Here is a 13,229-nt window from a genome sequence, read left to right as displayed (position 1 = left end):
AAGTACTGGTATTGAACCCCAAGATGCAATACCCCTTGTGTACTACAAACCAAAAAATGGCATTATACAGCCCGTAGAAAAAAAATCACGTAGGGGGGTACGGGTAATCGGAGCTAAAAAAAAGAAAATTTCCCGAAATTTTCTTTTTTAACCCCTAAAAGCTGCAATCTGGGTTAATACTTGGTACAATGTAAATGGTACTTGGTACAATAAAAATCTATCAAAGCCTGTATGCCTGTCTGACAAAAAGCTTCCAGCTTCCCTTTTCTTTTTTCCAAACCAGACAATTTCCGATACGCACTGGATTGACTTCTCCTGCGGCATTTATTCCCTTGGCTGTAAAAATATGGCGTACCACAGCCACATTTCCTGAAACGGTGATCGTCTGGTTTTCGGCCTTTATTTCTTTAAGTTTGACGGGTTTTCCACTCATAATTTCTTCGACAAACTCTGCTTTGTTCTGAATGATGCCAGAAGAATGGCCATAGCTTAAATCATCTGAAAGCAAAGTTACCAATGAAGCTTTGTCAGCTTTCATCATGGAATCAAAAAGGCTTGCCACAGCATGTTCTACTTTCTTTGACTCAGTATTGGAATTATAATTCCAAATAAAGGCTGTGAAGCTCAATAGTACGGATGATAAAAGAATTATTGGGGTTTTCATAGTTTATGTCTTGGTTTGGGTGGGTCATTTAACAGGTTTGCGGTGCCAATAAGAAGCAAGAACTGATCCGGTAATATTCATCAAAGGGCCAAAAACTGCCGGGGCAAGACCTACGGTAGCTATTCTTGCCATTTCTTTGGCAATTCCGGAGGCAAGGCCTGCGTTTTGCATGCCAACTTCCAATGAGATGGTTCTGCAATCACTCTCATTCATACCCAATAACTTGGCAGCCCAATAGCCCAGGGTATAGCCGGCCAGGTTATGCAGGGTTACAAAGAAGATCAGAAGCAATCCAATATCAAGTAAACTGTCCCTTCCTGCCGCTGTAATAATTACAATGATAAAAGCGATGCCGATCATGGATACCAGGGGCATGGCATCATCCAGCCATTTCACTTTACCACTGAAAAACTTATTGAATATTAAACCTGCTCCTATCGGTATGATGACTATTTTAACAATGTCCAGCATCATTTTCCAGACATTGACTTCCACAAACTCTCCAGCTAAAAATCCCATCAAAACAGGGGTGATAAATGGGGCCAACATGGTAGTAATTGCCGTGATGGTAATGGATAAGGCCAAATTGGCTTTGGCGAGGTAACTCATGACATTGGAAGCCATACCACTGGGTGAACAACCGATAAGGATCATGCCTGCTGCGATTTCAGGAGGGAATCCACTGGTCTTGGCCAAGGTATAACCGATTAAGGGCATGATTGAGAATTGACATAAAACTCCAATCAATACTCCTTTGGGCATTTTGACCACTCCCTTGAAATCGGATAAACTCATGGAGGTTCCCATGCCAAACATGATTATCTGCAATAAGGGCACTATCAGGCCACTGAGTTTGTAATCCCCAATTTGGACAAAATTATCAGGATAAAACATGGCCGCTGTTACAGCAGCAAAAATCAAAATGGTATAAGTATAGCCCTTTAAATTTTCCTTGGATCTTATACCGATGGCTAGTGTGATCAGGAATGCCACCCAAAATGGACCGGATGAAGGAAGGTCCATCAAATACCAGAAAATCAATCCCAAAATGAAAAAGGCTAAGGTAAGGAATACAGCGGATGAATAGATTTTATTTTTCAAAATGATTGTCCTTTTAGTTTTGATACAAATAGACTTACATTATTGATTTGAATAGCGGTCAAATCTGGTGCAAAAGACAAGAAAATTCCCAGGCAGTTATACTGCCCGGGATCTTTTTATTAACTCCAGGTACGGTCCCAAGATCTTTTCTCATCCCACTCGGTAGTCGGAGCAAAATAACTGGTATCGGATTTGTTCAGGTGCTGCTTCACGACTTCATCGTTCAGTTCTATACCTAAACCTGGAGCGGTCAAAGGTACATTGGCATATCCTTTTTCAATCATTTTGCCTCCCCAGGTGGTTTTGACCAAATCCTCCCACCATGGAAGATCTACAGAGTGGTGTTCCAGGGAAAGGAAATTCTGGGTTGCTGCTGCACAATGTACATTTGCCATAAATGACACTGGAGTTCCGGCTTGGTGCATGGCCATGGCGATACCGAATTCTTCGGCATAATCCCCTATCCTTTTGGTCTCCAATAAACCTCCTGAACTTGCAAGGTCAGGATGCACAATATCCACTGCATGGTTGTGGATGAGGTCTTTGAAGTTTTCCAGCAAATAAATGTCCTCTCCTGTTAAGGTTGGGGTTTCCAATGCTTCGGTGATGGTTTTATGTTGCTGCCAATATTGCCAGGGCACCATATCTTCCAGCCATGCTAATCTGTATTTTTCAAGTGCCTTGCCTAAACGGATACAGTTATTCATGTCAATATGCCCATAATGGTCGGTTGAAATCGGGATTTCCCAGCCAACCATATTCCGGACAGCTTCTACCCTTTTAGCCAATTCCTCCAGTCCTTTTTCAGTGATCTGAATACCTGTAAAAGGGTGCTTTGTATTGGAATAAGACATATAACCTCCCTGGTAGGCATTGGATCCTTGTTTCATGATTTCAGGATTTACCAAGCAACCAGGAATATTGATGATATCCCTGATAGAGACATCCATTTTCAGCCAGGTATATCCCTGCACTTCGGTTCTGTATTTGATTCTTTCCTGTTGTTCTTTAGGATTGTTTCCTTCAGGTGTATCTGCGTATAACCTGACTTTGTCCCTGTATCTTCCCCCCAAAAGCTGCCAGGCAGGAACATTGTATGCTTTTCCGCAAAGGTCCCAAAGGGCCATTTCTACGGCACAGACACCACCCGCCTGCCTTCCTTGTCCACCAAACTGCTTGATAATTTTGAAAACCCTTTCCACATTACAGGGATTTTCTCCCAAAATCCTGCTTTTCAGCATCAGGGCATACCTGGGATCCGCTCCATCCCTCACCTCCCCCAGGCCATAAATTCCCTGATTGGTATCGATACGGATTATGGCTGTCCGGCCCAACACTGAAGTTACGCAATACCTCATATCCGTGATTTTAAGATCGGAAGGGTTGGAATGGCGGTTGATGTTGGAGGTAGTCTCTGCAAGGGTATCACTTAGGGAAAGCCCCATCAATGCAGACAATGAAATACCTCCCAAAGCGGTTTTTTTCAGAAAATCCCTTCTATTGTCCAGTGTTTTGGGATTATCTATTTCAGCTTGCCTTTCTGTGGCATATTCCTGTTCTCTTCTTTTGTTGTCTTCAATTACTTGTTTTAAATAGGATTTCATGGTTATTTATGGTTAATGTTGAATGGGTTTAGGTTGATGTACTGTCTTTTTTAAGAATATCAGTCCTTTGAAAAAGATTTCTTACCAGTTCCTGTCTTTCAGGAAATTATCCAGTTCCTGCCGGGACATGGGTAGGTCTTTTTTGTTATTGAGCCAGTCGAGAAAATCTTTCACAATAGGTTCAGACCACCGGCTATCAATTTCTCCGGCTGTGTATTTTCCTTCTTTCAGCCTTTGGATGCCAAATTGGTCTCTGAGCATGATAAACTCAGCATTGATCACCAGGTCTGCCAATAAATGGGCAGGGATAAATATTACACCGAATTTATTGGCCAAAACTGCATCACCAGGTAATACTGAAGCCCTTCCTATTCTAATGGGATAGTTGATGGTGGTCAGCATCATTTGTTGGATAAAAGAAGGATCATGTCCTTTGATCCAGCCATTGAATCCTTCAATTTCAGAAAGTCCGGCCATATCGCGTACGGAACCATAAAATACGACTCCTCTTTTGGATTTGGCATAGATGGCGTTACCAAGGTTGTCCCCAATTAGAGTTCCGTCCACTATTTTGGCATAACTGTCCGCCACATAGATATCGCCTTCTACTAGGACATCAATGGGCCATGAATTGGTGCCACCGGCCTGAACCCTGCCTTCATTTTTTCCAATTTCCCTGACAAGATCATTCATATCGGGACGCAAAGGCATATATTGAGCCGTTACTGCTCTACCTGTCATTACCCTCTCATCATCGATAATGATCCAGTCATTTTCAAATTGATTGTGATAGCCTTTGTTCCTTAAGAAGCCCCAAGCTTCTTCCATGGATACCTTTTCCAACCTTTTCAGTAAGCCATCAGGCACTTTTGGCCTTCCGTCAGGAAAACGTTCCCCTGTCCATTGGGAGGTTAGCATTTTGATTTGATCTGCTGTCGGAGAAATTTGTTGGGCCTGCAGGACTACTGGGCAAACAGAGGCCAGGATAAATGCGAGAAATAAATTTTTTTTGAGCATAATGGTTAATTTCGGGTTAAACTTGATTATACAACAGCACCTGATGGATTGAAATTATTTTCAATTATTTCAATCTGATGATGGTGTCTGACTTTATTCGAAAAACGGAACACCTGGAACCGCGTACTTTCTCATGCCTTCTTCATTGATTTCTACCCCAATTCCGGGTTTTTCGGAAACAGTAATGAAGCTGTTTTCTGTCCTTGGGCCATCATAGGTCACGATATCCTTCCACAGCTGATCCGTATCCATATAAATCTGCCATTCCAGGATCTGGAAATTGGGAACAGAGGCACAAACATGGCACGCTGCCATAGCGCCTAAGAAAGAAGCCACCATATGGGGAGAAAAGGGCACGTAGTAGAGATTGGCCAGATTGGCAATTCTTTGGGCCTCACCCAAACCTCCGCACTTTTGAACATCGGGCATTATAATATCCACCGCTGATTCGGACAACAATCTGGTAAATCCATAAGCCAGGTAAATATTCTCACCGGTACAAATGGGGGTGGAAGTCTGGGAAGTGATGGATTTATACACCTCTGGATTATCGGCCGGGATGGGTTCTTCCAGCCACATGAGATTCAAAGGCTCATACATTTTGGCCATTTTTAAGCCGGTCACCGCATCGTACCTTCCATGCATGTCCACACAAATATCTATTCTCGGACCAACAGCTTCCCTAACTGCAGCAATGGCATTGTACATCCTGTCAATTTCTGCCGGACTTGCAGTCCAGTTGAACCTGTCATATTTATTGGGGTCTCTCGCATCATCCACATCGAATTTCACCGCATTGTAACCCCGGGCTACTGCATCTTTTGCAGCCACGGCATAATCATTGGGAGTGGGATTCGTTGAGGTATAAAGTGCCGTATCACAATACACCCGGATTTTATCCCTGAATTTTCCTCCCAACAACTGATATACCGGGACGCCAAAAACTTTTCCAGTAATGTCCCATAAAGCAGTCTCAATTGCGGTCAAGACCGCTACATATACACCTGATTGTGCACCTCCAAAGAATGCTCCTTTTCGGAGTTGTTCAGCCAAACGGTTGGGATTCAATGGGCTTTGGCCTTTGATCTGATTTCCCAATCTTTTGACCAAATGGTAAGTGCCATGAATGGCATCCACTGCTTCTCCACAGCCCCATACATCCTGATTGGTATAGATTTTTACATACAATGCACCCCTGACATAACCACATTTGACATCTGTGATTTTGAGGTCAGAGGGATTGGAATATGGCCGCTGCCTTGATACAGCAGCGCTTAATTCTTGGCCAAATGTTGACAAAAAAGCTCCTCCAGTGAGCCCTGCCACCAGTCCTTTTTGTATGAATGATCTTCTTGTATCTTTTCCTTTCATTATTGTTTTTTTTGGATTTTCTAAAATATTTATGTATTTCAAAATGACGGGGCGTCCTTAACAGCATATTTCTTGATAGCCTCTTCATTTGGCGTTACCCCGATGCCTGGTTTGTCGGTGAGATGAATAAAACCATTTTTGATTATAGGGGCTTCCAATATCAGTTCATCCCACTGTTTCCATTTGGAAAACCAATGGAATTCAAGACAAAGAAAATTTGAAAATGAAGCGCAACAATGACAGGCTGCCATTGCGCCAAAAGGAGACGCTACCATATGAGGGGCCACAGGCACATAATAAAGATTGGCCAGGTTGGCAATTCTTTGGCCTTCCCCCAAACCCCCACATTTGTGAAGGTCTGGCATTATTATATCTGCCGCTTTTTTCTCCAGTATTTTTCTGAAATCATGGGCAAGGTATTGGTTTTCACCTGTACAAATCGGGGTAGTTGTCTGTCTTGTTATTTCCCGAAGACTATCCAGGTTTTCAGCTGGAATTGGTTCTTCCAAAAACATCAGTTTAAACTGCTCCATTTCCTTTGCCATCCTGATTCCTGATGGAAGATCATATCTTCCATGGGCATCAAGGCACAAATCCATATCCATTCCGATAGCTTCTCTGACTGCCGTAATCTGTTTAACCATCCGGTTTATTTCCCCATTGGATGCCGTGCGATTAAACACATCCTGTTTGGCTGGATCTCCTTCCCAATCCAAATCAAATTTTATCGCGGTAAAACCGGCTTTTTTTACTTCAATGGCACTGGCCGCCATATCCTCAGGACTTTCTGAACTGCTGGCACTGTCACAATAAAGTCTGATTTTATCCCTAAACTTTCCACCCATTAACCTATAAACAGGCTGATTCATGGCTTTTCCGGCAAGGTCCCAAAGTGCGATTTCTATGCCTGTCATAACAGCCACATACATGCCTCCTTGGGCACCTCCAAAATGTCCACGTCTTAAAATCTGTTCAACAATTTTATTGACATCTAAGGGATTTTGGCCGATCAAAAACTGGCTCATGTTGTCCCAACCATCAGTTCCGGTAGCCACCCCATAAGTTCCTCTAACCGCATCCATAGCCTCACCATATCCGGTGATTCCCTGATTGGTAGTCAGTTTTACAAACATGTGGGTGCCATGCCCTTTCATGAATGCAGTTTTAATTCCTGTAATCTTAAGGTCAGAAGGATTTGAATATTGGGGACCTTTTTCGATGGCTGCAATGAGTTCAGAACCAAAGCTTGGCAGAAAAACAGATGCCGCGATTCCGGTCATCATTCCTTTTTGAAGAAAAGACCTTCTCTTATTATCCATTTTCATTTGTTTATTGGCTTAAATGATTACCAGGTCCTGTTTTTCAAAATTTCCTGGATCTGCTCCTTGGGAACCGGTAGCTCATCAATGTGGTCATTTAGCCATTTTGAAAAATCCTTTTCGATTTCATCTGACCAACGGGTATCTATCTGACCAGCTGTATAAATTCCTGCCTTGATCTTTTCATGACCAAACATGTCCCTTAAGCGGACGATTTCTGAAGTGACAACTACCCTTTCAGCCAGATGAGGTGGAATAAAGGACACACCGCCATCTCTCCCCAAAACCACATCTCCTGCCATCACCGTCACTTGACGGATTTTAGTGGGTTTATTGATGCCAATCAGCATCGTATTCATATCTCCCTGCTGATTGTGGTGCGAAGGATGGTAGCTGGTGAAAAAAGAAGTAAAGGAACCAATTTCTTTCAGGCCTACTATATCTCTTAGGGCCCCGTCGTAAACTATCCCTTTCCCTGTTTTGGCAAAAATGGCATTGCCCACATTATCCCCAATAGTGGGGCCATTCAAATGAATTCCAAACTGATCGGCCACATAGACATCATCCTTGATTAAAATATCCACTGGCCAGGTATTTTGGCCTCTTTTCCCTTCTTTTTTTCCTCTTTCATCTATGGCGTTATGAATATCGGGTCTTCCGGGCATAAAGGTGGCTGTAACTGCCCTACCAACAAGCACACTATCAGGATTAATCACTTGCCAACCATCGGCATATTGGTATTTATAACCCGCATTTCGCATCACTGCCCAAGCTTCCTCATGGGTCACATGCTTCATCCTTTCCAATATCCCATCCGGAACTTTCGGTCTGCCATCCTCAAACCGTTCTCCCTTCCATTCCTGGGTTAGGAACAGCATTTCCTCTTTTGAAATTTGCTGCGCTTGCACATAAGAAAGGATAAGAAATAATGATAGAATCGATAATGTAATTTTTTGAATCATTTTGGGAAGAATTATTGTTAACACAAAATTGGTTGGATAAAAAAGGCAGGTCCGGACACAAAGCGGACCTGCCTGCTTTTTAAAATTATCTGTTCCACCAGACTTTTGTTTCCAAATTATCCGGACCTTGGGCAGCAATTGCCGCCTGAACTTTTTCGGAGTTCACAGAGATTTCGGAATTTGGATAGGTAAGCCTGTTGATAAAAAGAACTTCTCTTCCAGGGAATGGATTAGGAGCTAATTCAGGGAAACCGGATCTTCTAAAATTGGCAAATGCTTCAGGGCCATTCATAAAGGAGGAAATCCAATATTGCTCATTGATCTGTTTGACAGCTGTGGCCGGATTAAGGGGATTGGCAGCCAAATAGGCATCAATCGCCGCAGGTGCAATCGCCATCAAAGCGTCATAAGAAGCCATTTGGAGCATATGCTCTCTGACGCCTGCATTATAGTACTCCTCAACCGTACCTGCGGTAATCCATCCGAGGTGTCTTGCTTCAGCCAACAACAACAGGGTCTGAGAGGCAGTTACCATAAAACTTGGCGCAGTCAATTTGTTAATCCTTCTCCTGTCCGCTTGGCTGAATTCATAGAAACTTGCCAAACCTTTTTCCGCAGCAGCTCTTACAGCCCCAGCGTTGTCATTGCCCATAGGCATCCCGACTTGAAGAGCTGGATCAAAGGATTGCCTATCGACTGTTTGGGTAGGTCCTGAAGTAGCACCAACATACCTGACTGCAATGGCGCTAAGTCTTGGATCATTGGAGTTTTTCAGGAAATTGACAAAAGGTTCTGTCAAATAAAAGTTTGCGGCTTCCGTAGCATTAAGGGTGTTTCCTGCAGGATTCAGGTAATTGGCGTCGTGCCTTACCGCTGCATTATCCGCATTGGTCAGAATCACACCTCCTGCAAATGCCTTGGCAACAGTCTGTTGTGCCAATGAAGGGTTGGCCTTACTGATTCTCATACCTGCCCTGAGCATCAGGGAATAACCGAATTTTCTCCATTTCTCTACATCTCCGCCAAATAACACATCAGCTGTTTCTCTGCGTCCTGAAGCACTCAGTGCGGCAGATGCTTCTTCCAATTCTTTGATGATATCCGTATAGATGAATTCCTGTGGATCATAGGAAGGAAAGAACACCTGTTGACTAAAACCTACTCCAGCCTCTCTATAAGGTATAGAGCCATAAGTATCTGTCAGAACCATAAAGGCATAGGCCTGAATGATTCTGGTCATTTGCGTCAAATTGCTTCGGGCAGGGTTATTACCAATCCGGCTCAAAACATCTTTGGTGTTTTTGATGACGTTCCTATAATACTGCTGCCAATTGGATTGGGTAGCTGCCCTGTTATCCTGATTGAAATTCGCTCCAGCAAGAACCCCTGAGTTGGGCGATATGATATGCTGTACCGCTCCCACTTCATATACCAGAATACCAAAAGAGGTAGGTCCGGCTGAAATGATTGCCTGGTTGATCTGAAACATTTCATCAATGGCGGTAGCTGCAACCCTATTGGTATTGAGCTCATCAAAATTTTGATCGCATGAGGTGCTATATCCCAAGAAAAGCACTACCCATATGTATTTAAATATCGTTTTCATGATTATGCTGTTTTAGAATTTGACATTAAGGTTGAAACCAATGCCTCTTGTAGTGGGCAGACCTGTAGCTTCCAATCCGACAAGGTTATCAGAGGTATAGCCAAAGGATTCCGGATCAATATTATCCACCCATTTTTTCAGCATGAGAACGTTATTGGCAACAAGGTTCAATCTTACTCCGGTAATTGGCCATCTTTCTGGAATGAATTTGGTGAAGTCATAACCGGCAGTCACCTGTCTCAATTTCCAAAATCCCGCATCATATACCACCGGTTCTACCAGACCCTGAGACCTTACGATTTCCCAATAGGATTGAACGGGCGCCACTACGGTATTTCGTTCACCCGCTAGATTGACTCCATCTCCTACTACTCCACCTTCTCGGCCTTCCAATGTCATCTTATGCAAACCATGTCGGACAGCATTGAAGTTGGTACCTGATATCATCACACCACCTAATCTAAAGTCTACCAAGAAAGAGAAGTTGAAACCCTTGTAATTGAATGTGTTGGTAATACCGCCAATCCATCTTGGTAAAGCACTTCCAAATTCCACTTGATCCGGAGTTCTTAGGGGAAGACCATTGGCACCAAAAATTTTACGGCCTTGATCATCTCTTAAGAAGCCAAACCCGGTTACTTGTCCCATTTCCTTGCCCACCACTTGTCTCAACTCACCGTTGAATACGTGGGTACCTACTGTGATTCTCTCACCTGGGGTATCTGTTAATAGGCTTAGGACCAAAGTTTTATTGTAAGCTGCATTGAAGGAGGCTTCCCAAGTGAAATTGCCAACTTCAACAGGTACACCGGTAATCAACATTTCCACCCCTCTGTTTCGGCTTCTACCGCTGTTGATGGAAGTATTAATAAACCCTGAGGCATCAGAAATCTGTGCCGTCACAATCTGGTCATTGGTGATTTTATTGTAAGCTGCCAAATCCAACAATAATCTACCCTGTAACAAGCGCATTTCCAGACCTACTTCTGTTTCCGATACCCTCATGGGTTTTAGGTTCGGGTTGGGAACGGTATTTCCGATGGGCTGTCCAACTGGTTGTCCGTTAAACAGGTTGGCATTGATACCATAGAACAAAACATTGGAATATGGAGCAACGTCAGAATCACTACCAACTTCTGCGTATGCTAACCTAAGTTTGCCAAAATTGAACCAGTCATTGGAACCTGTATTTTCCGTGAAAACCCAGCTGGTTGAAATGGAAGGGTAAAGAATGCTTCTGTTTGCAGGAGAAAGGGTCGAAAACCAGTCATTTCTTACGGTACCGTTGATATATAAGAATTTCTTGTAGGAAAATTCAGCAAAAGCAAATAATGAATTCACACCTCTTTCCACTTTATCATAAATTGGATCTTTGGCCCTACCGTTTTGTACAGTATATAAATCCCTGATTACAAAATCAGTTACCTGCGTACTATGAAGTTCTGATTCTCTTTTCATGTAGTTACCACCCACATTGGCATCTATTGCAAAATCCCCAAATTCCTTATTTGCGGATAAGATGAAGTCTGCATTGATTTCCCTGAAATTTCTGGCTTCCTGTGTCAAGACTCCATTGACAAAACCTGGAGGGGCTGGTGCCCTGGAAGCCTGTCCGGTTGGGAAATTGTTTACCTTTTGGGTCCTGGACCAATAATCCTGGCCTACCCTTCCCTGAATGTAAAGCCAATCAGTGAAGCGGTAAACTGCTGCAATATTTCCAAAAATCCTGTCCCTTTTTATTTCATTAAACTGTTTTTTAAGGGTAAAATACGGATTGGTCCTATTTCTGAACCTTGAATAAATGGCCTCGTTACCTTCTGCATCAAAAGCATTATCCCTTAGCACATCAAATGGCATAGAATTGGCCATATTGTAAATTGCCGTAGGAATGGAGTTGTCCTGATCAGCGATATTGGGAGGATTGTTGTTTTTCTCAATAGAATAATTGATGTTACCTCTAAAGCTTAATTTCTTACTGAAATCATGGGTAAAACCAAAATTAAATGTTTTTCTATTGAAGGTATTGTTAGGTACTATACCCTTACTATTCAAATCTGCAAATGAAAAACTCATACCGCCTTTATCATTGCTTGTAGCAAGTGAAATTGTATTGGTGGTATTCTGTCCATTTCTGAAGAAAGTTCTGATTCGGTTTCTTACAGGTTCATAAGGAACAACGATTCCATTAAACAATACCTGAGTCATTCCAGGGGCGAATCTTTCACCGAATGACCATTGTCCTGAGGTAGGGTTAGGGGTGGTAGGCCTTACCCCAAATTCCCCTTGGCCATATTCATATTGGTAATCGGTAAAGTCCAAAGGCTGCTCAATGGTGTGGTTAATGTTATAAGTCACTCCTATTCCTTTTGCGGTTCCCTTGGATTTGGTATTGATCATGATCACACCGTCCTTGGCCCTTGAACCATAAAGCGCAGAAGCTGCAGCACCTTTCAGGACTGTCATGCTTTCAATATCATCTGGGTTGATACTGCTTAGACCATCACCACCATCAGCTGTCACACCGCCACCTCTTTGGCCAAAAGAATTATCAGCCCCTTGGTTTCCCGGTCTTGTACCGAAGTTGGTATTGTCAATAGGTATCCCATTTACAACAATCAGAGGGTTGTTTTGACCTCCGATGGAAGACTGGCCTCTTATCCTCACTTTAGAAGTACCGCCAGGTCCAGTTCCAAGGGATGAGATGTTAACCCCTGCAATTTTTCCCTGAAGGGCATTCATAAAGTTGGGTGTCCTGTTGATGGTAACATCGTCAGAACTAACATTGGTAGCCGAATATCCGATACTCCTTGAGGTTTTTTGGATACCTAAAGCAGCAATTACCACCTCTTCCAATGCCTGAGCTTCCGGCTCCATTACTATATCAATAACGGTTCTGTTCCCGATGGCTACCCTTTGAGTCGTATAACCAATATAGGAGAAAACAAGGATGGAACCTTCAGGTACTGAAATTCTGTAATTACCATCAATATCAGTTACGGTGCCGATGGTAGTACCCAAAACAGAAATAGCAACACCGGGAATTGTTTCTCCTGATGAGCTGGTTACTTTACCACGGATCTCTACATTCATATTGTTGATCTCTACATCAACCCTTTTTTCACTGAAATTTTCGGATGTGGACCTTACACTGATCACATGGTTGACCTGCTTAAAATGTAATTGTTTTTGGCTGGCTACCTCAGTTAAAAATTCAGCAACTGTTCCTCTTGTTCTGCTTAACTGAAGGCGCTGGTCATCTTTGATGTTCTTATCTGTGTAGAAGAAACTGAACTCTGTTTTTTGCTCTATGGATTTAAGGATTTCTTCAATGTTTCCTTCCCGGATATCAAGTTTGATAAATACTTCATCAATACTTTTTATCTGGACCGATTCACTTTTGCTTGCTGTTGCTTGAAGACTTATGGTCAGGAAAAGGGCAATGCTGCTTGCCCATTTGAAGACCACAATCATTGTTTGGTAAATATTAGGTTTCATATTTTGGGTTGATAAATTGTACAAACAAATAATTATGGTATTCCCAAGTTGATTATAAATTTGGTTTGAGAGCTTGGGTAATAGGTTTGG

Annotated in this window: 9 protein-coding genes; all 9 read right to left on the bottom strand. The window is 42.7% G+C overall.

Annotated elements, in window-relative coordinates; all coding sequences use genetic code 11:
• Positions 1-220 precede the first annotated feature (220 nt).
• Complete coding sequence (locus tag BC751_RS15140) at positions 221-664, bottom strand: nuclear transport factor 2 family protein (RefSeq protein ID WP_130276385.1); 444 nt, start codon at positions 662-664, stop codon at positions 221-223.
• A gap of 24 nt (positions 665-688) precedes the next feature.
• Positions 689-1,687, bottom strand: coding sequence for a bile acid:sodium symporter family protein (locus BC751_RS15135; RefSeq protein ID WP_130277602.1), 999 nt, complete (start codon positions 1,685-1,687; stop codon positions 689-691).
• A 197-nt stretch (positions 1,688-1,884) separates the two neighbouring features.
• Positions 1,885-3,369 (bottom strand): mandelate racemase/muconate lactonizing enzyme family protein, encoded by a 1,485-nt coding sequence (locus BC751_RS15130; RefSeq protein ID WP_130276384.1) that lies wholly within the window; start codon positions 3,367-3,369, stop codon positions 1,885-1,887.
• A gap of 81 nt (positions 3,370-3,450) precedes the next feature.
• A complete protein-coding gene (locus BC751_RS15125; protein WP_130276383.1) occupies positions 3,451-4,386 on the bottom strand; it encodes an RraA family protein in 936 nt (311 codons plus the stop codon).
• A gap of 93 nt (positions 4,387-4,479) precedes the next feature.
• Positions 4,480-5,757, bottom strand: a complete 1,278-nt coding sequence (locus tag BC751_RS15120) for a mandelate racemase/muconate lactonizing enzyme family protein (protein ID WP_130276382.1) — start codon at positions 5,755-5,757, stop codon at positions 4,480-4,482.
• A 38-nt stretch (positions 5,758-5,795) separates the two neighbouring features.
• Positions 5,796-7,082 carry a mandelate racemase/muconate lactonizing enzyme family protein gene (locus tag BC751_RS15115; RefSeq protein ID WP_207226895.1) on the bottom strand — a complete coding sequence of 429 codons (1,287 nt, stop codon included), beginning with the start codon at positions 7,080-7,082 and terminating at the stop codon, positions 5,796-5,798.
• Positions 7,083-7,102: 20 nt separating this feature from the next.
• Positions 7,103-8,038 carry an RraA family protein gene (locus BC751_RS15110; RefSeq protein ID WP_130276380.1) on the bottom strand — a complete coding sequence of 312 codons (936 nt, stop codon included), beginning with the start codon at positions 8,036-8,038 and terminating at the stop codon, positions 7,103-7,105.
• Positions 8,039-8,123: 85 nt separating this feature from the next.
• On the bottom strand, positions 8,124-9,644 hold the full coding sequence (locus tag BC751_RS15105) for a SusD/RagB family nutrient-binding outer membrane lipoprotein (protein WP_130276379.1): 1,521 nt from the start codon (positions 9,642-9,644) through the stop codon (positions 8,124-8,126).
• Positions 9,645-9,656: 12 nt separating this feature from the next.
• Entirely contained in the window at positions 9,657-13,139 is a 3,483-nt protein-coding gene (locus BC751_RS15100; protein WP_242617490.1) for a SusC/RagA family TonB-linked outer membrane protein, read from the bottom strand.
• Positions 13,140-13,229: the final 90 nt, after the last annotated feature.

This window comes from Cecembia calidifontis (assembly GCF_004216715.1).
Lineage (GTDB): Bacteria > Bacteroidota > Bacteroidia > Cytophagales > Cyclobacteriaceae > Cecembia_A > Cecembia_A calidifontis.
The sequence above is the reverse complement of the archived record's forward strand: the minus strand, read 5'-3'. Positions and strand labels throughout refer to the sequence as shown.

Coding starts and splice junctions, on each gene's coding strand:
- BC751_RS15140 (WP_130276385.1), bottom strand. CDS start 664: ATGAAAACCCCAATAATTCTTTTATCATCCGTACTATTGAGCTTCACA.
- BC751_RS15135 (WP_130277602.1), bottom strand. CDS start 1,687: ATGGACCTTCCTTCATCCGGTCCATTTTGGGTGGCATTCCTGATCACA.
- BC751_RS15130 (WP_130276384.1), bottom strand. CDS start 3,369: ATGAAATCCTATTTAAAACAAGTAATTGAAGACAACAAAAGAAGAGAA.
- BC751_RS15125 (WP_130276383.1), bottom strand. CDS start 4,386: ATGCTCAAAAAAAATTTATTTCTCGCATTTATCCTGGCCTCTGTTTGC.
- BC751_RS15120 (WP_130276382.1), bottom strand. CDS start 5,757: ATGAAAGGAAAAGATACAAGAAGATCATTCATACAAAAAGGACTGGTG.
- BC751_RS15115 (WP_207226895.1), bottom strand. CDS start 7,082: ATGAAAATGGATAATAAGAGAAGGTCTTTTCTTCAAAAAGGAATGATG.
- BC751_RS15110 (WP_130276380.1), bottom strand. CDS start 8,038: ATGATTCAAAAAATTACATTATCGATTCTATCATTATTTCTTATCCTT.
- BC751_RS15105 (WP_130276379.1), bottom strand. CDS start 9,644: ATGAAAACGATATTTAAATACATATGGGTAGTGCTTTTCTTGGGATAT.
- BC751_RS15100 (WP_242617490.1), bottom strand. CDS start 13,139: ATGAAACCTAATATTTACCAAACAATGATTGTGGTCTTCAAATGGGCA.